The sequence below is a fragment of the Belnapia rosea genome, from assembly GCF_900101615.1.
In the GTDB taxonomy this organism is placed as follows: Bacteria; Pseudomonadota; Alphaproteobacteria; order Acetobacterales; family Acetobacteraceae; genus Belnapia; species Belnapia rosea.
This window is the reverse complement of record NZ_FMZX01000002.1, coordinates 25277-48368: the sequence shown is the minus strand read 5'-3', so window position 1 is coordinate 48368 and position 23092 is coordinate 25277. Positions and strand designations below refer to the sequence as shown.

General features: G+C 71.0%; 25 protein-coding genes. 10 read left to right on the top strand and 15 right to left on the bottom strand.

From position 1 onward, the window contains the following. Positions 1-42: 42 nt before the first annotated feature. From BLR02_RS06345 to BLR02_RS06295, 11 genes are all read right to left on the bottom strand, one after another. A complete protein-coding gene (locus BLR02_RS06345) occupies positions 43-492 on the bottom strand; it encodes a GcrA family cell cycle regulator (protein WP_090661724.1) in 450 nt (149 codons plus the stop codon). Positions 493-621: 129 nt separating this feature from the next. Continuing rightward, positions 622-1341, bottom strand: a complete 720-nt coding sequence (locus tag BLR02_RS06340; protein ID WP_090661721.1) for an LrgB family protein — start codon at positions 1339-1341, stop codon at positions 622-624. Continuing rightward, a complete protein-coding gene (locus BLR02_RS06335; protein ID WP_090661719.1) occupies positions 1338-1679 on the bottom strand; it encodes a CidA/LrgA family protein in 342 nt (113 codons plus the stop codon). Before BLR02_RS06335 ends, BLR02_RS06340 begins: the two co-directional genes overlap by 4 nt. Further along, the gene (locus tag BLR02_RS06330) at positions 1676-2011 is read right to left on the bottom strand and encodes an NIPSNAP family protein (protein ID WP_090661716.1); all 336 of its coding nucleotides are present in this window, start codon (positions 2009-2011) and stop codon (positions 1676-1678) included. The genes BLR02_RS06335 and BLR02_RS06330 overlap by 4 nt, the downstream gene beginning before the upstream one ends. Before the next feature lie 40 nt (positions 2012-2051). Continuing rightward, positions 2052-3656 (bottom strand): ABC transporter substrate-binding protein, encoded by a 1605-nt coding sequence (locus BLR02_RS06325; RefSeq protein WP_218127882.1) that lies wholly within the window; start codon positions 3654-3656, stop codon positions 2052-2054. 150 nt (positions 3657-3806) lie between these two features. Beyond that, the gene (locus BLR02_RS06320) at positions 3807-5426 is read right to left on the bottom strand and encodes an ABC transporter substrate-binding protein (protein ID WP_090661713.1); all 1620 of its coding nucleotides are present in this window, start codon (positions 5424-5426) and stop codon (positions 3807-3809) included. Between the two features lie 16 nt (positions 5427-5442). Next, a complete protein-coding gene (locus BLR02_RS06315; protein WP_090661709.1) occupies positions 5443-5838 on the bottom strand; it encodes a VOC family protein in 396 nt (131 codons plus the stop codon). A gap of 34 nt (positions 5839-5872) precedes the next feature. Beyond that, positions 5873-6514 carry a glutathione S-transferase family protein gene (locus BLR02_RS06310; RefSeq protein ID WP_090661706.1) on the bottom strand — a complete coding sequence of 214 codons (642 nt, stop codon included), beginning with the start codon at positions 6512-6514 and terminating at the stop codon, positions 5873-5875. A 47-nt stretch (positions 6515-6561) separates the two neighbouring features. After that, on the bottom strand, positions 6562-8193 hold the full coding sequence (locus BLR02_RS06305; RefSeq protein WP_090662409.1) for a long-chain-fatty-acid--CoA ligase: 1632 nt from the start codon (positions 8191-8193) through the stop codon (positions 6562-6564). Positions 8194-8278: 85 nt separating this feature from the next. After that, positions 8279-9259 carry an ATP-grasp fold amidoligase family protein gene (locus tag BLR02_RS06300; RefSeq protein WP_090564880.1) on the bottom strand — a complete coding sequence of 327 codons (981 nt, stop codon included), beginning with the start codon at positions 9257-9259 and terminating at the stop codon, positions 8279-8281. A gap of 244 nt (positions 9260-9503) precedes the next feature. Continuing rightward, entirely contained in the window at positions 9504-10469 is a 966-nt protein-coding gene (locus BLR02_RS06295; RefSeq protein ID WP_090662407.1) for a Bug family tripartite tricarboxylate transporter substrate binding protein, read from the bottom strand. A gap of 138 nt (positions 10470-10607) precedes the next feature. Here BLR02_RS06295 and phnD (BLR02_RS06290) point away from each other — a divergent pair, with 138 nt between their 5' ends. The 6 genes from phnD (BLR02_RS06290) to BLR02_RS06265 all read left to right on the top strand — a co-directional run bounded on the left by phnD (BLR02_RS06290) (position 10608) and on the right by BLR02_RS06265 (position 16334). Beyond that, positions 10608-11594 carry a phosphate/phosphite/phosphonate ABC transporter substrate-binding protein gene (phnD, locus tag BLR02_RS06290; protein WP_090661703.1) on the top strand — a complete coding sequence of 329 codons (987 nt, stop codon included), beginning with the start codon at positions 10608-10610 and terminating at the stop codon, positions 11592-11594. Positions 11595-11616: 22 nt separating this feature from the next. Beyond that, on the top strand, positions 11617-12483 hold the full coding sequence (gene phnC, locus BLR02_RS06285; protein WP_245704691.1) for a phosphonate ABC transporter ATP-binding protein: 867 nt from the start codon (positions 11617-11619) through the stop codon (positions 12481-12483). Positions 12484-12520: 37 nt separating this feature from the next. Then, complete coding sequence (gene phnD, locus BLR02_RS06280; RefSeq protein WP_090661700.1) at positions 12521-13510, top strand: phosphate/phosphite/phosphonate ABC transporter substrate-binding protein; 990 nt, start codon at positions 12521-12523, stop codon at positions 13508-13510. Beyond that, positions 13456-14388 carry a phosphonate ABC transporter, permease protein PhnE gene (gene phnE, locus BLR02_RS06275; protein ID WP_342670566.1) on the top strand — a complete coding sequence of 311 codons (933 nt, stop codon included), beginning with the start codon at positions 13456-13458 and terminating at the stop codon, positions 14386-14388. Before phnD (BLR02_RS06280) ends, phnE (BLR02_RS06275) begins: the two co-directional genes overlap by 55 nt. Then, positions 14385-15227: a phosphonate ABC transporter, permease protein PhnE gene (gene phnE, locus BLR02_RS06270; RefSeq protein WP_090564888.1), complete on the top strand. Its 843-nt coding sequence runs from the start codon at positions 14385-14387 to the stop codon at positions 15225-15227. Before phnE (BLR02_RS06275) ends, phnE (BLR02_RS06270) begins: the two co-directional genes overlap by 4 nt. A gap of 126 nt (positions 15228-15353) precedes the next feature. Beyond that, positions 15354-16334: a Bug family tripartite tricarboxylate transporter substrate binding protein gene (locus tag BLR02_RS06265; RefSeq protein WP_090661697.1), complete on the top strand. Its 981-nt coding sequence runs from the start codon at positions 15354-15356 to the stop codon at positions 16332-16334. A 17-nt stretch (positions 16335-16351) separates the two neighbouring features. On the opposite strand, the gene BLR02_RS06260 is transcribed toward BLR02_RS06265, so the two are convergent. Continuing rightward, positions 16352-17308 (bottom strand): TerC family protein, encoded by a 957-nt coding sequence (locus BLR02_RS06260; RefSeq protein WP_090564892.1) that lies wholly within the window; start codon positions 17306-17308, stop codon positions 16352-16354. A gap of 301 nt (positions 17309-17609) precedes the next feature. Here BLR02_RS06260 and BLR02_RS31050 point away from each other — a divergent pair, with 301 nt between their 5' ends. The 4 genes from BLR02_RS31050 to mtnC are packed head-to-tail and all read left to right on the top strand — an operon-like array spanning position 17610 to position 19729. Further along, the gene (locus BLR02_RS31050) at positions 17610-17879 is read left to right on the top strand and encodes a twin-arginine translocase TatA/TatE family subunit (RefSeq protein WP_043364721.1); all 270 of its coding nucleotides are present in this window, start codon (positions 17610-17612) and stop codon (positions 17877-17879) included. Then, the gene (locus BLR02_RS06250) at positions 17879-18490 is read left to right on the top strand and encodes a methylthioribulose 1-phosphate dehydratase (protein ID WP_090661694.1); all 612 of its coding nucleotides are present in this window, start codon (positions 17879-17881) and stop codon (positions 18488-18490) included. Before BLR02_RS31050 ends, BLR02_RS06250 begins: the two co-directional genes overlap by 1 nt. Next, complete coding sequence (locus BLR02_RS06245; RefSeq protein WP_090661691.1) at positions 18487-19023, top strand: 1,2-dihydroxy-3-keto-5-methylthiopentene dioxygenase; 537 nt, start codon at positions 18487-18489, stop codon at positions 19021-19023. Before BLR02_RS06250 ends, BLR02_RS06245 begins: the two co-directional genes overlap by 4 nt. Positions 19024-19027: 4 nt before the next feature. After that, positions 19028-19729: an acireductone synthase gene (gene mtnC / locus BLR02_RS06240; RefSeq protein WP_090661688.1), complete on the top strand. Its 702-nt coding sequence runs from the start codon at positions 19028-19030 to the stop codon at positions 19727-19729. On the opposite strand, the gene BLR02_RS06235 is transcribed toward mtnC, so the two are convergent. The 3 genes from BLR02_RS06235 to BLR02_RS06225 form a co-directional block, all read right to left on the bottom strand. Beyond that, positions 19711-20199, bottom strand: coding sequence for a hypothetical protein (locus BLR02_RS06235; protein ID WP_090661685.1), 489 nt, complete (start codon positions 20197-20199; stop codon positions 19711-19713). The two genes, mtnC and BLR02_RS06235, sit on opposite strands and share 19 nt — an antisense overlap. 128 nt (positions 20200-20327) lie before the next feature. Then, positions 20328-22004 (bottom strand): M3 family oligoendopeptidase, encoded by a 1677-nt coding sequence (locus BLR02_RS06230; protein ID WP_090661682.1) that lies wholly within the window; start codon positions 22002-22004, stop codon positions 20328-20330. Next, positions 22001-23077: an LLM class flavin-dependent oxidoreductase gene (locus BLR02_RS06225; protein ID WP_176849404.1), complete on the bottom strand. Its 1077-nt coding sequence runs from the start codon at positions 23075-23077 to the stop codon at positions 22001-22003. The genes BLR02_RS06230 and BLR02_RS06225 overlap by 4 nt, the downstream gene beginning before the upstream one ends. Positions 23078-23092: the final 15 nt, after the last annotated feature.

Genomic DNA, 23092 nt, shown 5'->3' with positions numbered 1-23092 from the left:
GGATGCCCCGCGCCGCCGCGCGGCGGCGTCATGGGGAGCGGATCAGGCCGCGTCCTCGCGGCGGTCGCGGGCCTTCACATAGGCGACCGAGGCATGTTCCTGGCAGTAGGGCTTGCCGGTCATCGCATCGCCCGAGCAGAAGCGGAATTCCGGCGTGCCCGGCTCGCCGAGCGGCCAGCAGCAGGTGCGGGCGGAGGCGCGCGGGAAGGCACGGACCACGGTGCCCGCCGATGGCTGCGCGGGCTGCTCGAGCCGGCGGAGCGATGCCCCGTCCCGGGCCGGGGAACTGCTGCGGCGGGGCTGCGCCGCCGGGCGCTCGCCGGCCTCGGCCTCACGACGGATCGGGCTCGGCCGGGCATCGAGATTCAGCCGATGGGCCTTGCCGACCACGGCATTCTTCGAGATACCCATGCGCCTGCCTATTTCGGCAGTGGAATGGCCCTCTGCCCAATAGGCTCGGAGCTGGTCGATCGCCTCTGCCGTCCACTCCATGTGGTTCTCCCCTGCCCCGACCTACCAGATGTCGTCGTCTACTAGATACGGTAGGATATCGCATGGGTGGGCCACAAGTTCTGGCGGGTCCTCAACCCCATGATTCCTGTGGAAAAGCCCGATTCGGGCTCAACCGAAGAGCGTGCGCCACAGCAGCGGCAGCAATAGGGCCGAAGCAAGGGCATTTAAACCCATCGCCAGCCCGCTGAAGGCACCTGCCGTGGCGTTGACGGAGAGGGCGCGGGCGGTGCCGATCCCGTGCGATGCAGTGCCGATGGCGAGTCCCCTCGCGCGCATGTCGCGGACCCTTGCCATGTCGAGCACCAGCGGGCCGAGCGCCGCGCCGGTGATTCCGCTGGCGATGACAAGGGCAGCGGTGAGCGAGGGCAAGCCACCGATTCGCTCGGCGATGCCCATGGCGACCGGCGTGGTGACGGAGCGCGGGGCGAGCGAGGCCACCACCTCCGGCGCCGCGCGCAGGGCAAGCGCGATGCCGACCCCGACCGCCGCGGCGAGGAGCCCGCCGGTGACGACCGAGAGCGCGGCCAGCAACGCCGAGCGGCGCACCGCATGCCATTGCCGGTAGAGCGGCACCGCAAGCGCGACCGTCGCCGGGCCAAGCAGGAAGTGGACGAATTGCGCGCCCTCGAAATAGCTGCGGTAGTCGATGCCGCTGGCGAGCAGGCCCGCTGCCAGGATCAGCACGGCGAAGAGCACCGGATTCGCCAGCGGATGGCGCCGGCAGGCGCGTTGCAGCCGCAGCGCGCCGAGCCAGGCGAGCAGCGTCGCGGTGAGCGCGGCCAGTGGCTCCCGCGCCAGATAGACCCAGATCTCGCCGAGCTCGCTCATCGCCCGCGGAGCAGCCATTGCGCAAGGCGGCCGGTGGCGGCGATGGCGGCGAGCGTGCCCGCCACCACGCCGAGCGAGAGCGGCGCCCAGTCCCGGGCCAGCAGCGGCAGGTAGAGCATCACCCCGACGCCGGCGGGGACGAAGAGCAGGCCGAGATTGCCGAGCAGCGCATCGGAGGTGGCCTCGAGCGCCGGCGGTGCCTCGCGGCCGCGCAGCAGCAGGCCGGCGAAGAGCAGCGCCATGCCGATCACCGGGCCGGGCACGGGCAGGTGCAGCGCGCGGGCCAGCACCTCACCGGCCAGCTGGCAGGCGAGCAGCGTGGCGAGAGCGCCGATCATGCACCGCGTGCCTTGTAGGCCTCGAAGAAGCCGGCCGGGCGGATGATGCGGTTCTGCATGCGGATGAGCGCACCCTGATCCGCCACCTTTTGCAGGTAGCCGGCCCAGGCCGGGTCGGCGGCCATGGCGGCGCGGCGTCGTTCGCGGTCGCCCTGGTCGGCATAGCCCCACATATGGACGACCGTGTTCAGCTCGCCCTCGACGGTGGTGTACCAGCCGACGCAGTGGCCGAGATGCTTCAGCTGGATCGGCCACCCCTCCGCCTCGTAGAGCGCGACGAACTCGGCCATGCGGTTCGGCAGGGTGGTGTAGATGCGGAGGTCGACGATCATGGCGGCAGGACTCCTTCCCGCCGCCATGATCCCCCCTGCCCTATTGCAGGTCCACCGTCACCAGGTCCTGGAACCAGGATTGCGCGCTGACGAAGCCGCGGACGCGGCGCGACATGGCGCGCGGGTTGAGGTCGTGGACGATGTAGAGCCAGGGCGGGTTGTCCACCAGCCGCTCATGCGCCCGCGCATAGGCGGCGTTGAAGGTGGCCTCGTCGCGCGCGACCTCGAGGGCGGCGAAGGCCTCCTCGAATTGCGGGTCGTTCCACTGGCCCCAGTTGAAGCCGTTCGGCGGCACGAAGGCCTGCAGGAAGTAGCGCGCGGCCACCGCCGGGTCGGAGGAGGGCGAGGAGGGGTTCACCGAGGTCGAGCCGTTGAGGATCGGCGCGTCAGGCGCCTGGCGCACCGCGGTCAGCAGCGTGTTCCACTCCGTCACCTCGAAGGAGACCTCGACGCCGCAGGCCTCCTTCAGGTTCTGCTGCATGTACTCGTTCATCGGCAGCGGCAGCATCTGGCCGGAGCCGCTGGCCGAGATCATCACCTTGAAGCGCAGCGGCCGCTGGGCGGTGAAGCCGGCCTCGGCCAGCATTGCCCGGCCGCGGGCGGGGTCGAAGGCGTAGCGGTTCTGCGGGTTGCCGAAATTGGGGTCGGAGGGCTTCAGCCAGCCGACCGAGGGCTCCGCCGTGCCGTTCAGCAGCTGCACCAGGCCGGCGCGATCGACGCAGTAGTTCAACCCCTGGCGGACGCGGATGTCGCGGAAGGGCGAGGTGTTGCCGCCCATCTGGTAGAACCAGGGCCAGACATGGGGGTAGCTGTTGGTGACGACCTGGAAGCCGGCCTGCTTCAGGCTCGGGATGGCATCCGGCGGCGGCACCTCGACCCAGTCCACCTGGCCGGAGCGCAGCGCGGCGAGGCGGGAATTCGCCTCCGGGATCGGCAGCAGCAGCACGCGGTCGAGCTTCGGCACCCGCGCCTGGTCCCAGTAGCCCTCGTTCTTCGAGAGCTCGGCCGAGACGCGCGGCGTGAAGCGGGAGAGGCGGAAGGGCCCGGTGCCGGCCGGCGGCAGGGCGGCCACCTTGGCCCAGTCGCGCCCGCCCTGCTCGAAGCTCTGCGGGCTGATCATCAGGATATAGACCGCCATATAGGGGAAGTAGCTGGCGACCCGGGTGGTGGTGATCGAGACGGTGAAGTCGTCGATCTTGCGGTAGCTGGCGAGGATCGGGATGCGGGCGCGGGCGATGCCGCTGCCGGCCGGGTCGAATTGTGGGCTGTCGTTCTTCCAGAAGCGGTCGAGCGTCCAGATCACCGCATCGGCGTTGAACTCGGCGCCGTCATGGAACTTCACCCCGCGGCGGAGGTGGAAGACCCAGGTCTTCGGGTCGGCCGGGTCCTGCTCGTAGCGCTCGGCGAGGCCGGGGCGCAGCGTGGCCGGGCGGTCGGCGCGGGAGAGGTCCCAGAGCACCAGCCCCTCGAAGGAGGGGTAGCCGAGGAAGCGCACGCCCTCGAAGCCGTTATTGGGCGCGCCCGATGTCGTCGGCACATCGGCGGCCGTCATGGCGATGCGCAGCACCTTCTGCTGCGCGAGCGCCGGCCCCGCCGCCAGCAGCGCGGCCAGGGCGAGGCCACCCAAGCTTCCCAATCGCATCATCTGTTGTCCCATCCCCCGGAATCGGTTCGCCCAGGGGATGCAAGGACCGTGCAAGCCGCCGGCGGGGTGAGATGCGCCCCGCCCTGCCGGATTTTCCCAACGACTTGCCCAGAGGCTGCGCAGGCCTGCCTGCGCCTGCGGCAATGGGCCTTATTGCTGCAGGTCCACCCGCGTCAGGTCCTGGTACCAGGACTGGGCGCTGACGAAGCCGCGCACCCGTCGCGTCATGGCGCGCGGGTTGAGGTCATGGACGATGTAGAGCCAGGGGGCGCCGTCCACGAGGCGTTCATGCGCCTTCCGCAGCGCGGCGCGGATGCGCTCCGGGTCGCGCTCGGTCTCGACGGCGGCAAAGGCGGCGTCGAACTCCGCGTCGCGCCAGTGGCCGGCATTGGAGCCCACCGGCGTCGCGTTGGAGGAGAGGAACCAGCGCGCCATCTGCGAGGCGTCGGAGGAGACGAGGCTGATGTTCAGCGCATCGGCGCCGAGCCATTGCGGCGCATTGGGCTCGGCGCGCAGGCCGGCGAGCAGCGTGTTCCACTCCACCACCTGGAAGCCGATCTCGACGCCGCAATTCTCCTTCAGCGACTGCTGCAGGAACTCGTTCATCGGCAACGGCAGCATCTGGCCGGAGCCGCTGGTGGAGATGCCGATGGTGAGCTTCAGCGGCCGCTGCGGCCCGTAGCCGGCCTCGGCCAGCAGCGCCTTGCCGCGGGCGGCATCCAGCCGGTAGCGGTTCTGCGGCTGGCCGAAGAGCGGGTCGTTCCCCTTGTAGAAGCCGATCGACGGTTCCGCCGTGCCGTTCAGCAAGGTGGTCATACCGTCGCGGTCGAAGCAGTAGTTCAGCGCCTGGCGGACGCGCACATCGGCGGTCGGGCTGCCCGGCTTGCCGGCGGCGAAGACCCAGGGCCAGACATGCGGGTAGGAGTTGGTGATGACCTGGAAGCTGCCCGAGCGCAGCGAGGGGATGGCATCCGGCGGCGGCACCTCGATCCAGTCCACCTGGCCGGAGCGCAGCGCGGCAAGGCGGGTATTCGCCTCGGGCATCGGTAGCAGCAGGATGCGGTCGAGCTTCGGCTTGCGCTCCGGGTTCCAGTAGTTGTCGTTGCGCGAGATCTCGGCCGACTGGCGCGGGACGAAGCGGGTGATGCGGAAGGGCCCGGTGCCGGCGGCGCCGGCGGTGGCGACCTTCGACCAGTCGCGGCCATTCGCCTCCCAGCTCTGCGGCGAGGTGAAGAGGATCCAGGTCAGCAGGTAGGGCAGGTAGGAGACCGGGCGGGCGGTCTCGAGCTCGACCGTGCCGTCGTCGATCTTGCGGTAGCCCGTCAGGATGGAGACGCGGCCGCGGGCGAGCGCCGCGCCGGCCGCGTCGAATTGCGGGCTGTCGTTCTTGTAGAAGCGGTCGAGGTTCCAGATGACGCTGTCGGCGTTGAAGGCGCTGCCGTCATGGAAGCTGACGCCCTGGCGCAGGGTGAAGCGCCATTTGCGCGGCTCGGCGGCATCCTGCTCCCAGGCCGTGGCGAGGCCGGGGCGGATATCGGCCGGCTTGTCGGCCGCCGTCAGGTCCCAGTCGACCAGCGGCTCGAAAACCGGAAAGCCGAGGAAGCGCATGCCCTCCGAGCCGTTGTTCGGCATGCCGGAGGTGGTGGGCACGTCGGAGGCGGTCATCGCGATGCGCAGCACCTTCGGCTGCTGGGCACCGGCGGCGAGCGGCAATGTCAGGCAGGCGGCAAGGGCAAGTCGGGCGGCGATGCGCAATAGCTCCACTCCCATGGATGTCTCCCCTCCCCTAGCAAACATCCTGCCGCTGGCGTTCCAGCAATTCGACCATGACGCCCTCCGGCCCGCGGATGAAGGCGAGGCGGAGGCCGCCGGCATCGAGCGGGCCGACCACGATCTCGGCGCCGGCGGCGCGCAGATGGGCGATGGCGGCGTCCATGTCGGCGACGGCGAGGCCGATATGCTCGAGGCCGCAATAGGGGAAGGCGGGGCCGGGCGCGGGCGGGTGATCCGCGTTCGGCGGGCCGATCAGCAGGGCCTGGCCGTCGAGGTCGAGGACCCAGCGGCCGGGGCGGCCCTCCGGCCTGGCGGTGGCGCCGAACAGGCTGGTGAAGAAGCGGGCCATCGCCTCCGGTTCGCGGGCGCGGAGGTGGATGTGATCGAAGCGGAAGCGCGGTGCTGCCATCGGGCGGGGTCCATCCATCGCGGCGGGGCCAGGCTCAGCCCAGCATCGGCTCCAGGCCGGGATCGCCCTTGGCCATCGCCCGCCGATAGGCCGGCCTTGCCCCGATCCGCGCCAGATAGGCCAGGATATGGGGATAGGGCCGGAGATCCAGCGGCTGGAACAGCCGCATCGTGGTCAGCGAGAACACGCTCATGATGTCGGCCGCCGTGAAGTCCCGGCCCGCCAGGTGATCCGCCTCCGCCAGCCGAGCCTCCACCAGGGCCATCACCCGGTTGACCCGGCCCTCTGCCGATACCCGCACCGGATAGTCGGGGGCCAGCCCTGCCCGTCCCACCACCATCAGCCGGCCCATGACCGGCTGGAGGTTGCCGTTGGCGAAATGGAACCAGTACAGGTAGGCGGCAAAATCGGGATGCTCCGGCCCGGGCCGCAGGCGGCCGCCCCCATGCCTCGCCAGGATGTAGTCGACGATGGCGGCGGATTCGGCCAGCAGCAGCCCATCCTCCTCGATCACCGGCGCCGCGCCGAGCGGGTGGAGCGCCCGCAGCGCGGGGGGCGAGAGCATGGTCACCGGGTCGCGGTCGTGCAGCGTCAGCTCGTAGGGAATCCCCAGCTCCTCGCAGAGCCAGAGGATGCGCTCGGATTGCGACCGCCCGAGATGGTGGATCCTCAGCATCCTGCATCCTCTTCATGCCGCGGGTTGGCGCCCGGGCCGGGCGGCGCCTACCCGGACTTGCGGGCATCCTTGTAGCGGGTCTTGAGATCGGCCTTCCACAGCTTGCCGGTCGCGGTGTGGGGAAGGCTCTCGACGAATTCGACGGCGTCGGGAATCCACCACTTCGCCACCTTGCCGTCGTAGAAGGCCAGCAGCTCCTCCGCCGTCGGGCTCATGCCGGGCTTCGGCTGGACGAGCAGCAGCGGGCGCTCGTCCCATTTGGGGTGGGCCATGGCGATCACCGCCGCTTCCTGCACCGCCGGGTGGCCCATGATCAGGTTCTCGAGGGTGATGGAGCTGATCCACTCGCCGCCCGACTTGATGACATCCTTGGCGCGGTCGACGATCTCGATGCAGCCGAGCGCATCCACCGTCACCACGTCGCCGGTGCGGAACCAGCCATCCTCGGTGAAGGCCGGATCGCCCGGGCGGTTGAAGTATTGCGCGGCGATCCAGGGGCCGCGGACCTCCAGCTCGCCGAAGGCCACGCCGTCATGCGCGATCTCCTGGCCATTGCCGTCGCGGACGCGGATCTCGACGCCGAACAGGGCGCGGCCCTGCTTGCGGGCATAGTCGAGGAAGCGGTCGGCGTCCCAGCCGGCATTCTCGGGCTTGCGGGCATTGGTAGTGCCGAGTGGGCTTGTCTCCGTCATGCCCCAGGCGTGGAGGATGGAGACGCCGTATTCCTTGAGGAAGCCGGCATTGATCGCGGTCGGCAGCGCGGTGCCGCCGACGACGAGGCGCGGCGGCCGGGTGAAGCGGCGGCCCGGTTCGGCGCGCAGCCAGTTCAGCAGCGCGGTCCAGATCGTGGGCACGCCGGCGGAGAAGGTAACGCCCTCCTCCTCGATGAGGCGATGCAGGCTGGCGGGGTCGAGCTTCGGGCCGGGCAGGACGAGGGAGGCGCCGGCGGCGGCGCTGGAATAGGGGATGCCCCAGGCATTGACGTGGAACATCGGCACGACGGGCATCACCACATCCTGCGCGCCGATGTTGAAGCAGTCCTTCTGCAGGGTGCTGATGGCGTGGATCACCGTCGAGCGGTGGCTGTAGAGCACGCCCTTCGGCTCGCCGGTGGTGCCGGAGGTGTAGCAGAGCGAGGAGGCGCTGCGCTCATCGAGGTCCGGCCAGGGATAGGTGGCGGGCTGGCCGGCGATGAGGCTTTCCTGGGCCAGCAGCTCGAACCGGCCGCGCAGCGGGCATTCGGCGGGGATGTCCGCCTCCGTCCCCATGACGATGATGGTGCGGAGGCTGGCGGGGAGCTTGTCGGCCAGCGCCTCGGCGCCGGCGAGCAGCGTCGGGTCCACCAGCAGGTGGGTGTCCTCGGCATCGGCGAGGATATAGGCGATCTGGCCGGGGAAGAGACGCGGGTTCACCGTGTGGAGGACGGCGCCCATGGAGGAGATGGCGTAGTAGGCCTCGAGGTGGCGGTGCTCGTTCCAGGCGAGGGTCGCGATGCGCTCGCCACGCTGCACGCCGCGGGCGGCGAGCGCATGGGCGAGCTGGGCGGCGCGGGCGGCGATCTCGGGCCAGCCATGGCGGACCAGGCTGCCATCGGGGCGGGCGGAGACGATCCTGGCGCCGCCATGATGGCGGGCGGCATGCTCCAGCAGGCTCGAGATCAGCAGCGGTCGGTCCTGCATCAGGCCCAGCATCGTGACGGTCTCCCCGGATTGGTTGCTTGGGGAGACTATCGGGGCTGGGCCTGCTTCGGCGCAAGCAGGCCGATCAGATGCGGCCGGACCACATGTCGCCCATCAGCCGGTCCTGGACGAGGCTCGGGAAGCGGATGCAGGCGCTGGCCGGGTAGTGGGTGAGCTCGCCGAACCAGGCGCGGCCATTGGCGAAGTAGAGATCGACCCGGACGAAGTCGAAATCCTCGCCCAGCCGGCCGGCGATGGCGGCGAGCTGCCGCGCCTCGGGCGGCGGGGCATAGGGCACCGAGCCGCGCCAGCCGCCACCCATGAAGGGCAGCGGGCGGAGGTCGTCGGGTGCATAGAAGCGGTAGCCGTACTGTTCCGTCCCGCGGTCGAGATGGATGCTCAGCAGCCGGGCACGGCCGCGGAAGACGTAGAATTTGAAGTCCTCCGGGACGCTGCTCGGGCGCTCGCCGGTGATCAGCATCTCGGCCAGCAAGCGGGGGCGAAGCTTGTGGTAGCCCCACTCGCCGGTACGCTGGTAATGGTCCTCGGCGAGCCAGGCGGCGGCCTGCCGGGTGACGGCGGCGCGGTCGAGGCTGCTCTTGTCGCGGACCACCAGGTTCATCTGCCAGCCATGGCTGGCCTTGAGGACGAATTGCTCGGGCAGGTCATCCCAGGGGATGTCCTCGGCGCGGTCCCAGACGCCGTAATGCGGCAGCAGCAGATCGGCGCAGCCCTTCGAGGCCACGTAATCGCGTGCCGTGATCTTGTCCGTCGTCAACGGGATCAGCGGGCTGCGGTCGTTCAGGATTTTCCAGGCCACATGCTCGTTGAAGGTGCGTGGCCGGCGGAGGTTGGGGGTGTAGCCGAGGGCCGCTTCCATGCGCCGCTGCAGGCGCCGGGCGGCGCGGGGGCGGTCGAGGATGGGAAGGGCGTCTGCGGCCCGGCGAAGGGTGGCGGGAATGGTCTTGCGCAACCCTTCGTAGGCCGCCCGCGCGGGGGCGCCGATATCCACTGAATCCAGCGGCGGTTCGCCTTGCAACCCCGTGGATCGGATAATTCCGGACATGGACGAACCTCTATTCGGCCGGACGATAATCGCAACGCCTGACAGCGCACAGCCTCTTCGGGACCTTAAAAGGACTTTTTACCGGGACTTACGAGGTGACGAGGCCGCAAGCTCTATTACACCAGGTTTCATTTCGGCAGTTTACATATTCCTGCGAGGTATGTTGCGATATCTCGCAACTTGCACGAGAAGCCTGGGCCGTCGGCGCTGCGGATGGAGAGGACTCCACCCGCCGCCGCCGCTGCTAGTCGGGGCGGATGCCGGCCTCCTGGATCAGCCGGCCCCAGAGCGCGGTCTCGCGTGCCAGCAGCCCGCCGAGCGCCTCGGCGTCGCCGGTGATGAGGGCGACGCCTTGCTGTGCGAGGCGGGCGCGGAGATCGGCATCCTCGGTCGCCACCCGCAATGCGGCACCGAGCCGGGCGAGGATCGGGGCCGGGGTGCCGGCGGGGGCGAAGAGGCCCTGCCAGAAGACCGCGTCGAAGCCCGGCAGCACCTCGGCGACGGGCGGGATCTCGGGCAGCAGGGGCTCGCGCCCGGCGGAGGAGATGGCAAGTCCGCGGGTGGTGCCCTCGGCGAGGCTCGGCAAGGCTTCCAGCACCGCCTGGAACATCGCCTGGATGCGGCCGGCGCGGAGGTCGAGCAGCGCCGGCGCCCCGCCGCGATAGGGCACATGCGTCACCTGGATCCCGGCGCGCTGGGCGAAGAGGGCGAGCGCCAGGTGGTTCACCGCCCCGGTGCCGCTGCTGCCGAAATCCAGTTTCCCAGGGTTGGCGCGGCACCAGGCGATCAGCTCCGCCGTGCTGCGCACCGGCAGGTCCGGATGGACGTGCAGGACGAAGGCGCTGCGGAAGACCATGCCGACCGGCGCCAGCTCCCGCATCGGCTCGCGCGGCGTGAGGCTCGGCTGCAGGCCGGGGTTGATGGCGAGCGAGGTGGTGCCCATCAGCAGGCTGTAGCCATCCGGCCGGGCCTGGGCCACGGCGGTGTTGGCGACGGCGGTGGCGCCGCCGACGCGGTTCTCGACCACCACCGGCACGCCGAACTCGCGGCTCATGCGCTCGGCGACAGCGCGGGAGGTCACGTCGGTGACGCCGCCGGGGGCATAGCCGGAGACGACGGTGATGGGGCGGTTGGGAAAGCCGTCCTGCGCCCGCCCGGGGCGGGCGGCGAGCAGCATGGGCAGGGCCAGCAGGGTGCGGCGGTCGGTCATGGGTTCCTCCGGGTCGTTGCGGAGAAGCTGACCCGGCCGGCTGCGCCCGGCAAGGGACATGCGGATGTCATCCGAGCATCATCCGTTTGTCATGGGCGGCTGGTAGAGGCCCGCCAACCCCAAGCGGAAGAGACCCCCATGCTGACCCGCCGCCACCTCGCCGGCCTCCTGGCCGGGGCCGCCATCCTGCCCGCCGCCGCCGCCGCCCAGCGCCGCACGCTGGACCCTGGCACCGCCATGCCGGAGGCAGGCGAGCGCGGCTGGAAGGCGCAGGTGCCGCAGCTGCGGATCGGCCTGCTCGGCGGCGAGAACGAGAGCGACCGACTGGGTCGCTTCGGCGCCTATCAGAAGCTGCTGGAGGAGACCTTCAAGCTCCCGGTGCGGCTCTTCCCGGCCTCCGACTATGCCGGCGTGCTGCAGGCCTTCAGCGCCGGGCAGATCGAGATGGCCTCGATGGGCCCCTCCGGCTATGCGGGCGCCTGGCTCGACACCAATGGCGGCGTCGAGCCGCTGCTGGTGCCGGAGGAGCGGGACGGCTCCATCTCCTATGTCTCGGTGCTGGTGGTGCGGGCCGATAGCGGCATCACCGCGCTCGAGCAGATGCGCGGCAAGTCGCTGGCCTGGGCCGACCCGAATTCGACCTCGGGCTACCTTATCCCCCGCTTCGCCCTGCGGAAGGCCGGCATCGGCGTCGAGAACGGGCAGTATTTCGCCCGCACCGGCTTCGCCGGCGGGCATGAGCAGGGTGTCGTTGCCGTGCTGCAGAAGCAGTATGACGGCGCGATGACCTGGGCCAGCGGCCAGGGCGACCCGGCGCAGGGCTACAGCCGCGGCAACCTGCGGGCGATGGTGGAGAAGGGCATGCTCACCATGTCCGACCTCCGCATCATCTGGACCTCGGAGCCGATCATCAACGGCCCGCTGACCGTCCGCACCACGCTGCCGGCGGCCTTCAAGGAGGACATGAAGGCCTTCCACCTCGCCCTGCCGAAGAGCCACCCGCAGGTCTACGAGCAGATCGAGCGTGGCGGCGGGATGGGCTACCGCGAGGTGACGCATGCCCAGTTCCAGTTCCTGGTCGAGATGCGCCGCGAGGAGGCGAACGAGCGCCGCCGGCGGTCCTGACCGGGTGCGAGGCTTGAACGCGATGCCCGTCCCGGCCAAGGATGCCGCAGCCTGGATGGGTGCGCGCGGCATGCTGGAATTGCAGGGTCTGACCAGGCGCTTCGGCGCCACCCTGGCGGTGGACCATGTGAATCTCGAAGTGCCGGCCGGGCAGATGGTCGGCGTCATCGGGCGCTCGGGCGCGGGGAAGTCCACCCTGCTGCGGATGATCAACCGGCTGGCCGAGCCCTCCTCCGGCCGCATCCTGGCCGGGGGCCGCGACGTGACCGCGCTGCAGGGGCGGGCGCTGCGCGAGTGGCGGCGCGACTGCGCCATGGTCTTCCAGCAATTCAACCTGGTGCAGCGGCTCGACGTGCTGACCAATGTGCTGATCGGCCGGCTGGCCTGGCAGCGCGGCTGGCGGGCGGCGATGGTGCTGGTCGGCGCCCGCTTTACCGCCGAGGAGCGGGCGATGGCGCTGGCGGCGCTCGACCGCTTCGGCCTGGCCGAGACGGCGCTGCAGCGGGCCGAGACGCTCTCCGGCGGGCAGCAGCAGCGCGTGGCGATCTGCCGGGCGCTGCTGCAGCAGCCGCGGCTGGTGCTGGCCGACGAGCCGATCGCTTCGCTCGACCCGCGCAACGCCCAGGTGGTGATGGACGCGCTGCGGGACGTGAACCGGCGGGATGGGCTGACCGTGCTGGTGAACCTGCACCATCTCGACACGGCGCGGGAGTATTGCGACCGCATCGTCGCCATGCAGGCGGGAAAGGTGGTCTTCGACGGGCTGCCGGGGGCGCTGACGGCGGAGCGGGTGCGCGCCATCTACGGCATCTCCGAGCAGGAATTCGCCGCCGAGGCGGAGGCGCGGCAGCGGGCCGCCGCTGCCCCGGCCCGGCTGGCGATGGCATAGTCCGCAGTCCGACCCTTACCGGACAGGACCCCCGCCGATGCCGACGCGCCGCGCCCTCGCCGCCCTGCTTGCCCTCCCTGCCCTGCGGCCGGGGCCGGTCCTCGCCCAGCGCGCGCCGCGGCGGAGCACGGATGCGGATATCGCCTTCCCCGCCGCCGGGCCGCGCGCCTGGAAGGCGCAGCTGCCGCAGCTCCGCGTCGGGCTGCTCGGCGGGGAGAACGAGGCGGACCGGCTGGGGCGGTTCAGCGAGTACCGAGCGCTGCTGGAGCGGACCTTCGAGCTGCCGGTGCGGCTCTTCCCGGCCAGCGACTATGCGGGGGTGATCCAGGCCTTCGGGGCGAAGCAGCTCGACATCGCCAATATGTCGCCCTCCGCCTATGCCGGCGCCTGGCTGGATACCAATGGCGGCGTCGAGCCGCTGGTGACGACGGAGGAGGCGGACGGCTCCGTCTCCTATGTCGCGGTGATGGTGGCGCGGGCGGATAGCGGCATCACCTCCATCGAGGACATGCGCGGCAAGGCCATGGCCTGGTCGGACCCGAACTCGGCGAGCGGCTACCTCATCCCGCGCTTCTCGCTGCGCCGCCAGGGGATCAACCCGGAGCAGTTCTTCGGCCGCACCGGCTTCGCCGGCGGGCATGAGCAGGCGGTGGTCGCCGTGCTGCAGCGGCAATACGACGCCGCCGTCACCTGGGCCAGCGGTCAGGGCGAGGCGAGCGAGGGGTTCAGCCGCGGCGCGCTCCGGGCGATGGTCGAGAAGGGGCTGATCGATATGGGCCAGCTCCGCGTCATCTGGCGGTCCGACCCGATCATCAACGGGCCGCAGACCACGCGGGTGGAGCTGCCGGCCGCCTTCAAGGAGGACATGCGGCTGTTCCACCTCGCGCTGCCCAAGGCGCATCCGGAGATCTACCGCCAGATCGAGCGCGGCGGCGGCGCCGGCTACCGCGAGGTCTCGGCGGCGGACTACCAATTCATGATCGACATGCGACGGCAGGAGGCGGCGGAACGCCGGCGACGCAACTGAGCACCACCTCCCCCATCATCCTCGCCGGCGAGGCCGCGTATCAGGCGGCGCGGCGGCAGAAGCGCAACGCGACGCTGCTCGGCCTCGTCATCCTCGGCCTCTGCCTGCTGCTCTCGGCGCGGATCAGCGAGGCCTATCCGGCGACGCTGCTGGCCGGGCTGCCGCGCATCGGCGAGTACTTCTCCCGCATCCTGCCGGGGCTGCGCTGGGACAGCCTGCTGGCCGGAACGGAGACGGAGGGCAGCCTGGCCTTCTGGATGTACCGGCTCGACAGCTGGGCCTGGCTGCTGCTCGAGACCGCCAACATGGCGGCGCTGGCGACGCTGATGGGCGCGGGGGCAGCGGTGCTGCTGGCCTTCCCGGCGGCGCGCAACCTCGGCGCCGGGCGCATCCTCTGCCCGGCCGCGAGGCGGCTGCTGGAGGCGATGCGGACGGTCCCCGAGATCGTCTTCGCCCTGATCCTCGTCTGGGCCTTCGGCGTCGGGCCGCTGGCCGGCATCCTGGCGATCGCGCTGCATACGGCGGGCGCCTGCGGCAAGCTCTTCGCCGAGGCGATCGAGAATACCGGGCTCGGCGCCTGGGCCGGGGTGCGCTCCGCGGGGGGTACATGGATGCAGGCCTGCCGCTTCGCCATCCTGCCGCAGGTGGCGCCGAACCTGTTGAGCTATGCGCTGCTGCGCTTCGAGATCAACCTCCGCTCGGCGAGCGTCATCGGCTTCGTCGGCGCGGGCGGCATCGGCGAGGAGCTCTACAAGGTGATCGCCTTCAACTACTACGAGGAGATCAGCGCCATCCTGCTGCTGGTCATCCTCGCCGTCTGCGCCATCGACCTGCTGTCGGAGCGGCTGCGGCACCGCGTCATCGGAGCGATGGCATGAGCGCCGCCCCGATGAGCGCGGCGGATGTCGCTGCCTGGCGGGCGCGGATGCCGGGGGCCTTCGGCCGGGACGGGCGGGCGCGGGCGCTGCGGCTGCTGGGCTGGGCGGCCTTCCTGCTCTGGCTGGGCTGGGCGCTGTGGCATTTCGGCTTCACGCCGGAGCGGCTGTGGAACGGGCTCTCGGGGCTGGCGACCATCCTGCGGCTGATGGTGCCGCCCTCGCCCGGCGAGCTGTGGGTGGACATCCTCCAGGGTCTCGCCGAGAGCGTCGCCATGGCCTTCCTCGGCACCTTCATCGCCGCGCTGATCGCGGTGCCGCTCGGCTTCCTCGGCGCCGGCAATGTGGTGACGAACACGCTGTTCCGCTTCTCGCTGCGGCGGGTCTTCGACGGGTTCCGCGGCATCGACCAGCTGATCTGGGCCCTGGCCTTCGTCCGCGCGGTGGGGCTCGGGCCGCTGGCCGGCGTGCTGGCGATCGCCACGGCCGATGTGGCGGTGCTGGCGAAGCTGAATGCGGAGGCGATCGAGAATGCCGAGCGGCGGCAGGTGGAGGGCGTGACGGCGGCGGGCGGCGGCTTCCTCGCGCGGCTGCGCTTCGGCGTGCTGCCGCAGGTGCTGCCGGTGATGCTGGCCCAGGCGCTCTATTTCTTCGAGAGCAACACGCGCTCCGCCGCCATCCTCGGCGTGGTGGGCGCGGGCGGCATCGGGTTGCAGATCTCGGAGCGCATCCGGGTGCGGCACTGGGACGAGGTCGCCTTCATCATCCTGCTGATGGTGGCGACGGTGGCGGCCATCGACTGGCTCTCGGCGCGGCTCAGGCGGCGGATGATCGGCGGCTGAGCCGCGCCGGCCGCATGGCGGCGTGGCTGGCGCCCCTGGGCGCCCCTGGGTCCGGCAGCCGCTTTACGGGCCGGCGTGCTTCGTGCTGCAAGCGGGCCCGATGCTGCCGGAGGACCGTGACCGCCCATGCTGATCCATCGTCGCGCGCTGTTGGCCGCCCCTGCCCTGCTGGCGGCCGGCCGGGTGTCCCCGGGCCTCGCCCAGGCGCCCTGGCCGGAGCGGCCACTGCGGCTGATCGTGCCCTTCCCCGGCGGCTCGACGCCCGATATCGCCGGTCGGGCGGTGGCGGCGCATTACAGCCAGGTGCTGGGCCAGCCCTGCGTGGTGGACAACCGGCCGGGGGCGGGCGGCAATATCGGCACGGATGCGGTGGCCAAGGCGGTGGACGGGCATACGATCGGGGTCTCGATCAACGGGCCGCTCTCGACCGCGCCGGCGCTCTTCCCCAACCTGCCCTATGACCCGGCGCGGGACCTGGCGCCGATCTCGCTGCTGATGCGGGGGGCGCAGCTGCTGGTGGTGCGGGCCGATCTCGGGGTGGGGGACCTGGCGGGCTTCCTCGCCCGGGTGAAGGCCAGCCCGGGGAAGCTGTCCTTCGGCTCTGTGGGCTCGGGCTCGGGCGGGCATCTGGCGATGATGGACCTGCTGGCGCGGGGGGGCGGGGAGATGCTGCATGTGCCGTATCGCGGCTTCCCGCCCGCGGTGATCGACTTGGTGGCGGGGCGGATCGACGCCATGGTGCTGATCGCCGCCGGCATCCTGCCGCAGTTGCGGGAGGGCCAGGTGCGGGCGCTGGCGGTGACGGCGGAGCGCCGCATCGCCCAGGCGCCGGAGGTGCCGACCCTGGCGGAGGCCGGCATCGCCGATGCGGCGAGCTATGCCTGGATCGGCCTCATCGGCCCTGCGGCGATGCCGGAGGCCCGTGTCGCGCGCCTCGCCGAGGAGGCGCAGCGGGCGCTCGCCCTGCCGCAGACCCAGGCGACGCTGGAGGCGGCGGGCTTCGAGGTCATGGCGAGCAGCCCTGCCGTGCTGCGCCAGACCATGGCGGAGGAGGCGGAGCGCTGGGGCGGGCTGATCCGGCGGCTGGGGATCAAGGCGGAGGCCTGATCCCCGGCCGCCACCCCTCAGGCGGCGCGGGTGCGCCAGAGGCTGAGGGCGATGGAACCGCCGATGATGCTGCCGGTCAGCAGCAGCGCCCATTCGACCGGCACCGCCTTCCCGCCGGCCCAGTAGTTCGCCAGCATCTTCGCGCCCACGATCATCAGCACGACCGACAGCCCGTGCTTCAGGTAGCGGAAGCGGTGGATGATCCCGGCGAGGGCGAAGTACATCGCCCGCAGGCCGAGGATGGCGAAGACATTGGCCGTGTAGACGATGAACGGGTCGGTGGTGACGGCGAAGATCGCCGGGATGCTGTCGAGCGCGAAGACGAGGTCGGTCAGCTCGACCAGGATCAGCACCAGGGCCAGCGGCGTGAGCATCCGGCGCCCGGCCTCCCGCACGGTGAAGGCGCTGCCGCGGAAGCCCTCCGTCACCGGCAGGCGGCTCTGCAGGAAGCGGAGGATGGCGCTGTCGCGCGGGTCGCCCTCCGGCGCGTTCACCGATTGCAGCATCTTCCAGCCGCTGAAGATCAGGAACAGGCCGAAGACCACCATCAGCCAGTCGAACTCGCGCAACAGGCTGGTGCCGAGCAGGATCATCGCCGCCCGCATCGCCAGCGCGCCGAGGATGCCCCAGAACAGCACCCGGTGCTGGTAGGCGGCGGGGACGCCGAATTTGGCGAAGATCAGGACGAAGACGAAGATGTTGTCGACCGAGAGCGACCACTCGATGACATAGCCGGTGAGGAATTCGAGGGCGCGGGCCTGCCGCCCCTCCTCCGGCCCGTAGCCGGCCCAGAGCCAGGCGAAGAAGCCGAGGGCGAGGCCGACATAGGCGGCGGATTTCCACAGCGCGGTGCGCACCGGCACCGGGACGGGCTCGCCGTCCGGCCCCTTGCGGGCGAAGACGCCGAGATCGAGCAGCAGCAGGCCGAGCACGGCCGCGTTGAACCAGAGCCAGAACCAGATCGACGGCGCCATCGCCGGAGGACTCCTCATTGGCGCGACGGGCTGGGCTTGCGGAGGTCAGACGGGCCCGATCGCGCGACGTTGCACGCGATCCGACATCGCTCACCGGGCGGCAGGCGGGGCCTGGCGCCGGGCGGCCAGAGGGGCCCGGATCGTCATCGATATGGTTTATCCGAAAAGCCGTGTCAACCCCGTTGTGCCGGGGGCTTGGCCAGACCATCTCCGGGTTTGCTCTATGGGGGCCGGCGCATTAGTGTCCGGCCCGGCAAGGCCGCCCAGCGCGGCCGGCAACAAAGGTTTATCGGGGCGTCACATGGGTTCCTTCAGCATCTGGCATTGGCTCATCGTGCTGCTGGTCGTGCTCCTGCTCTTCGGCAGCGGCAAGATCAGCACCCTCATGGGTGACCTCGCCACCGGCATCAAATCCTTCAAGAAGAACATGAAGGAGGAGGATGACGCCTCGCTCGCCGAGGGCGCGCCGCCGGCGCCGGGCACGCATCCGACCGGGACCATTCAGGGCCCGGCCGCGACGACGACGCCGCACGCCACGACCACCACCACGACGAGCCGCCCGGCCGCCTGATGCCGGAGCTGGCCGAGGCCACGGCGGCGATCATCGCCGCCGGGCAGCGGCTGGACCGCCTCGGCTGGGTCCCGGCGACGGCCGGGAACATCTCGGTCCGGCTGCGGGACGGGACAGTGGCGATCACCCGCTCCGGCGGGCACAAGGGCTTCCTGGACGCCGATGGGGTGATCCGGGTCGGCCTCGATGGCGGGCCGCTGCGCGAGGGCGACCGGCCCTCCGCCGAGACGGGCCTGCATTGCGGCATCTACCGCCGCTTCCCCGAGGCGGGGGCGGTGCTGCACGGGCATTCCGTGCCGGTGACGGTGCTGTCGCGGCGCCTGGGCGGGAGCATCCGGCTCGAGAGCTATGAGCTGCTAAAGGCCTTCCCCGGCCTTGCGACCCATGCGGCCGCGGTCGAGCTGCCGATCTTCGACAACGACCAGGACATCCCACGCCTGCAGGCCGTGGTGGAGGCGCGCTGGGCCGGGGAGGATGCCGTCCTTCCTGGGTATCTGCTGCGCGGCCATGGTATCTATGTCTGGGGCGCCGACATGCCGCAGGCGCTGATGCGGCTGGAGGCGGTGGAATTCATGCTCCGCTGCGAGCTTGAGGTGAGGAGACTGCCATGAGCCGTCTGACGGTATGGGAGGCCGAGAGCGGCCGCGAGACCCTGAGGACCGAGGATGCGGCGCGGATCGCCGAGGCGCTGCGCGCCATCGGCGTGCGCTTCGAGCGCTGGGAGGGCGTCAGCTTCCCCGAGGGCGCGACGAACGAGCAGATCCTCGAGGCCTATCGCCCGCATCTGGATGCGCTGATGGGCTCGACCGGCGCGGGCAGCGCCGATGTGGTCGCGCTCACGCCGGACCATCCGCAGGCCCAGGCGATGCGCGAGAAATTCCTCAACGAGCATATCCACACCGAGGACGAGGTGCGCTTCTTCGTCCGTGGCGCCGGGCATTTCGTCATGCATGTGGACGGCAAGGTCTGGGATGCGCGCTGCGAGCAGGGCGACCTGATCAGCGTGCCGGCCAATACCCGGCACTGGTTCGACGCGGGCGAGCGGCCGGATTTCTGCGCGTTGCGCGTCTTCACCGACCCCTCGGGCTGGGTGGCGCAGTTCACCGGGACCGACATGGCGCAGCGCTTCCCCGTTGCCGTCTGAGGTGATGCCACCGCGTGCGGTCCTGACGGATATCGAGGGCACCACCACCGCCATCGCCTTCGTCAAGGACGGGCTCTTCCCCTTCGCCGCCGAGGCGCTGGAGGGCTTCCTCGCCACGCATGGCGCGGAGCCCGAGGTGGCCGGCCTGCTCGCCGAGGTGCGGGCGGCGGCGCCGGAGCGGGAGCCGGTGACGGTTCTGCGCGCCTGGATGGCGGCCGATTCCAAGGCGACGCCGCTGAAGGCGCTGCAGGGGCTGATCTGGCGCCAGGGCTATGCGGATGGGCGGCTCAAGGGGCATCTCTGGCCCGATGTGGCCGGCTGCCTCCGCGCCTGGGCGGCGGGCGGCCTGCGGCTGGCGGTCTATTCCTCCGGCTCGGTCGAGGCGCAGCGGCTGATCTTCGGCCATTCGGTGGCGGGCGACCTGGTGCCGCTCTTCTCCGGCTTTTTCGACACGCGCATGGGCGCGAAGCGGGAGCGGGCGAGCTACGACGCCATCGCCGCGGCCATGGGGCTGCCGCCGGGCGAGATCCTCTTCCTCTCCGATGTCGCGGAGGAGCTGGATGCGGCCGTGGCGGCGGGGCTGCAGGGCTGCCAGCTTGTCAGGCCGGAGGATGGGACGGTCGCCTCGGGGCGGCATCCGGAGGCGCGGGACTTCCCGGCAGTGGCGCGGCGGTTCGGCCTGCCGGCTCACAGCCAGGCCGGCTGATCCGCCCCCTGCCCGGCGAAGCGCCGCGGCAGGATAAGGCCGGCGGAGCGCATCAGCCGGCCCAGGCCTTCCAGCGAGGCAAGCGCGAATTCGGCCCCCTGGCGCGGCAGCAGGCCGGTTTGCAGCGTGGCGCGGGCGCGGGCGGGCAGGCCGGCCTGAGCCTCCGCGGCGGCGCAGAGGAGGCGCTGCTCGTCGCGCGAGAGATAGGGGCAGCAGGCGCAGCGGATATCGACCTGCCAGCGGGCGCTGCGGGCGATGACGCGCAGCAGGCGGTCGATGGAAAGGGCCGCGTCGGGGATGCCGGGACCCGCCATCAGCCGCCCCAGCCGGGGCAGCGGGCTCTCGCCCTGGCGCACGGCATCGAGCCAGTCGCGCAGGGCGGTGAGGATGAGGGTCTCGGAGGGCCAGAGATCGGCCATCGCCTGGGGGGTGCTGGCGTAGCTGGCGTCGGGGAGTCGGATATGGCCCATGACGGCCTCCCTATGCAGGCTGTTCCGAACCGCATAGATGCGAATGACTCGCAATGTCAATTAGGCGCTGGAGCCACGCCTGTGGCCGCCCTGACCGTGCCGGGGACCGTGCCGGGCGGCCAGGGGGCTCAACCCGCGAGCACCGCCTCCGCCTCCCGCACCACATCGGCCAGCGCGCCCGGGGCGAAGGGCGAGATCAGCCCGGCCGAGCGGACGAGGTTCTGGAAGGGGGCGCTGCCGCCACGCCCGCAGAGGGCGACGTAGTCCGCCAGCGCGGCCGGCGGGTCGCGGCGGGCCTTGACCCAGAACTGCATCGCGCAGCAGAGCGCCAGCGTGTAGTCGATGTAGTAGAGTGGCGAGTTGTAGATGTGCTGCTTCGCCTGCCAGCGGCCGCCCTTCGCGGGGTAGGCGAGGTCGCCGTAATCGGTCCAGGGCATGTAGCGGCGCTCCAGCCGCTGCCAGATGGCATGGCGCTCGGCGGGCGTCGCCTGCGGATTCTCGTAGACCTCATGCTGGAAGTGGTCGACGCAGACGCCATAGGGCAGGAAGGCGAGCGAGGTCTCGAGATGCATGCGGCGGAAGCGCTCCGCCGCCCCCTCCCCCACCAGCAGGCCCATATGCGGGTAGGTGAGGAATTCGAGGCCCATCGAGTGGATCTCCGCCGCCTCCATGGTCGGCCAGAGCTGGTCGATGCCCGGCAGGCCGCGGCTTTCCCAGTTCTGGAAGGCGTGGCCCATCTCATGGGTGAAGACGCCGATGTCGTGATGCGTGCCGTTGAAATTGGCGAAGATGAAAGGGACGCCGACGCTCGGGAAGCTGGTGCAGAAGCCTCCCCCCGCCTTGCCGGGGCGGTTGCGCATGTCGAGGAAGCCGCCCCTCTCCATCAGCCGGTAGAACTCCGCGAGGCGCGGGTCCATGCGGTCGAACATCGTCTGCGCCGCGGCGACGAGGGTGTCGTGGTCGCCGATGGGCTTCGGGTTGCCCTCCGGGTCGACCAGCGCCTCGTCCCAATAGCGCAGGCGGTCCCAGCCGAAGCGCTGGCGGCGGGCCTCCAGCAGGCGGCCAACCAGGGGGACGACATGCTCGGCCACCTGGTTGCGGTAGCGGGCGACATCGGCGGCGTCGTAGTCGGTGCGGCGGAGGCGGCGGTAGCCGAGGGGCAGGTAGTTCTCGTAGCCGAGCTTCCGCGCCATGCCGTGGCGGAGGCGGACGAGGGCGTCATAGATGCCGTCCAGCGCCTCGCCATGTTCGGCGAAGAAGCCCCAGCGCAGCGCCTCCGCCTCATGCCGCGTGGCGCGGTCGGGGTCCTCGGCGAAGGGGGCGAGGCCGGAGAGGTTGGTCGTGGTGCCCTGGATCGTCAGTTTCGCCGAGGCCATCAGCTCGGTGTAGCGGGCGGTGAGCCTAGCCTCCTCCTCCAGGTCCTCGGCGATGACCGGGTCGAAGGTGGTGATGTCGGTCTCCCACAGCCGCAGCACATGCGGGCCGGCGGCGGCGTTCAGCGCGGCGCGGTCGGGCAGCGCCAGCAGGCGGCGCTTGAGCGCGACCTCATGGCCGGTGGCCTCGGGCGAGAGCGCGTCGGCGTATTCGCGCGCCGCCTTGGCCTCGGCGCTGGTGGTGTCCTGCGCGAAGCGGAGATGGACGAGGGAGGACCAGCTCTCGGTGTCGCGGCGCCCGCGATCCCAGGCGGCGAGGGCCTCGTCGAGCCGGCCGGCATCGAGCAGCGCGTCGAGCGCGGCATGGTCGGCCGCGAGGCTCTCGCGCGTGGGCGCCGGGAAGTCGAGATCGGCGAAGCGGGGCGTGGTCATGCGGCGAGATTCTCCGGGACGCCGATGCTCTCGAGCGGGCCGAGCGCACGTTCCAGCAACGGCCGCACCCGCGTGGCGAAGCCCTCGATGCTGCGGAGCGCGAGCGCGGTGGAGGAGGCGCCGGCCTGGAATTGCAGGAGGTAGTGGCAGGGCTGGGCGGCCTCGACCTCGGCCACCATGCGCTCGGCGATGGTCTCGGCATCGCCGACGAGCATGTGGCGGGCCATGTCCTCGAGGCTCATCTCGCCGGGCCAGGGCTTCTCCAGCAGGATGCCGCCCTGCATGTGCTGCTCGCGGTGACGGAGGCTCTGCGAGAGGCGGATCTGGTAGCGGATGTTCTCGAGGAAGCCCTCGGCCTCCGCCTGGCTGTCGGTGACGCACATGTGGCGGAGCGCGCCGAAGCGCATCCGGGCGGGGTCCTGCCCGGCCTCGCGGTAGGTGGCCTCAAAGCGGGCGCGGGCACGGGCCAGCATCTCGGCGGTGTAGTGGCGGGGCGTGACCATCACGACATGGCCATGCCGGGCCGCCATGCGGTGGAGGTCGGGGTTGTCGCCGGCGACCCAGACCTCGGGGACGCCATGCACCGGGCGGGCGGCGATATGGGTCTCGGGCAGGGTGTGGAAGCGGCCCTGATAGCTGAAGGTCTCGCTGGCAGTGGCGCGTTCCAGCATCTCCATGAACTCGATGGTGCGGGGCGTCGATTCCGCCAGGTCGGCCTCGAAGCGCTCGAACTCGAAGGGCTGGTAGCCGCTGCCGATGCCGAGGACGAGGCGCCCATGGGTCATCTGGTCCACCATGCCGATCTCGGCCAGCAGGCGGGATGGGTGGTAGAGCGGCACGATGACGACGCCGCTGCCGAGCTTGATGCGGCTGGTCTCGCCGGCGCAGCGGGCGACCATCATCAAGGGCGAGGGGCAGACGCAGTAATTCGAGAAATGATGCTCGGCGAACCAGGAGATGGCGAAGCCCGCCGCCTCGGCCGCCCGCACCTGGGCGACGGCGCCGTCATAGAGGCTGGCCAGGTCGGTGCCCGGCTCGCGGTAGCCCATCAGGTTGAACTGGCCGAAATGCATGGACCGTCTCCCTCT

Bases quoted from the DNA above. Each gene is read 5' to 3' on its own strand.
- BLR02_RS06345 (WP_090661724.1), bottom strand. From the start codon at position 492: ATGGAGTGGACGGCAGAGGCGATCGACCAGCTCCGAGCCTATTGGGCA.
- BLR02_RS06340 (WP_090661721.1), bottom strand. From the start codon at position 1,341: ATGAGCGAGCTCGGCGAGATCTGGGTCTATCTGGCGCGGGAGCCACTG.
- BLR02_RS06335 (WP_090661719.1), bottom strand. From the start codon at position 1,679: ATGATCGGCGCTCTCGCCACGCTGCTCGCCTGCCAGCTGGCCGGTGAG.
- BLR02_RS06330 (WP_090661716.1), bottom strand. From the start codon at position 2,011: ATGATCGTCGACCTCCGCATCTACACCACCCTGCCGAACCGCATGGCC.
- BLR02_RS06325 (WP_218127882.1), bottom strand. From the start codon at position 3,656: ATGATGCGATTGGGAAGCTTGGGTGGCCTCGCCCTGGCCGCGCTGCTG.
- BLR02_RS06320 (WP_090661713.1), bottom strand. From the start codon at position 5,426: ATGGGAGTGGAGCTATTGCGCATCGCCGCCCGACTTGCCCTTGCCGCC.
- BLR02_RS06315 (WP_090661709.1), bottom strand. From the start codon at position 5,838: ATGGCAGCACCGCGCTTCCGCTTCGATCACATCCACCTCCGCGCCCGC.
- BLR02_RS06310 (WP_090661706.1), bottom strand. From the start codon at position 6,514: ATGCTGAGGATCCACCATCTCGGGCGGTCGCAATCCGAGCGCATCCTC.
- BLR02_RS06305 (WP_090662409.1), bottom strand. From the start codon at position 8,193: ATGCAGGACCGACCGCTGCTGATCTCGAGCCTGCTGGAGCATGCCGCC.
- BLR02_RS06300 (WP_090564880.1), bottom strand. From the start codon at position 9,259: ATGTCCGGAATTATCCGATCCACGGGGTTGCAAGGCGAACCGCCGCTG.
- BLR02_RS06295 (WP_090662407.1), bottom strand. From the start codon at position 10,469: ATGACCGACCGCCGCACCCTGCTGGCCCTGCCCATGCTGCTCGCCGCC.
- phnD (WP_090661703.1), top strand. From the start codon at position 10,608: ATGCTGACCCGCCGCCACCTCGCCGGCCTCCTGGCCGGGGCCGCCATC.
- phnC (WP_245704691.1), top strand. From the start codon at position 11,617: ATGCCCGTCCCGGCCAAGGATGCCGCAGCCTGGATGGGTGCGCGCGGC.
- phnD (WP_090661700.1), top strand. From the start codon at position 12,521: ATGCCGACGCGCCGCGCCCTCGCCGCCCTGCTTGCCCTCCCTGCCCTG.
- phnE (WP_090564888.1), top strand. From the start codon at position 14,385: ATGAGCGCCGCCCCGATGAGCGCGGCGGATGTCGCTGCCTGGCGGGCG.
- BLR02_RS06265 (WP_090661697.1), top strand. From the start codon at position 15,354: ATGCTGATCCATCGTCGCGCGCTGTTGGCCGCCCCTGCCCTGCTGGCG.
- BLR02_RS06260 (WP_090564892.1), bottom strand. From the start codon at position 17,308: ATGGCGCCGTCGATCTGGTTCTGGCTCTGGTTCAACGCGGCCGTGCTC.
- BLR02_RS31050 (WP_043364721.1), top strand. From the start codon at position 17,610: ATGGGTTCCTTCAGCATCTGGCATTGGCTCATCGTGCTGCTGGTCGTG.
- BLR02_RS06250 (WP_090661694.1), top strand. From the start codon at position 17,879: ATGCCGGAGCTGGCCGAGGCCACGGCGGCGATCATCGCCGCCGGGCAG.
- BLR02_RS06245 (WP_090661691.1), top strand. From the start codon at position 18,487: ATGAGCCGTCTGACGGTATGGGAGGCCGAGAGCGGCCGCGAGACCCTG.
- mtnC (WP_090661688.1), top strand. From the start codon at position 19,028: ATGCCACCGCGTGCGGTCCTGACGGATATCGAGGGCACCACCACCGCC.
- BLR02_RS06235 (WP_090661685.1), bottom strand. From the start codon at position 20,199: ATGGGCCATATCCGACTCCCCGACGCCAGCTACGCCAGCACCCCCCAG.
- BLR02_RS06230 (WP_090661682.1), bottom strand. From the start codon at position 22,004: ATGACCACGCCCCGCTTCGCCGATCTCGACTTCCCGGCGCCCACGCGC.
- BLR02_RS06225 (WP_176849404.1), bottom strand. From the start codon at position 23,077: ATGCATTTCGGCCAGTTCAACCTGATGGGCTACCGCGAGCCGGGCACC.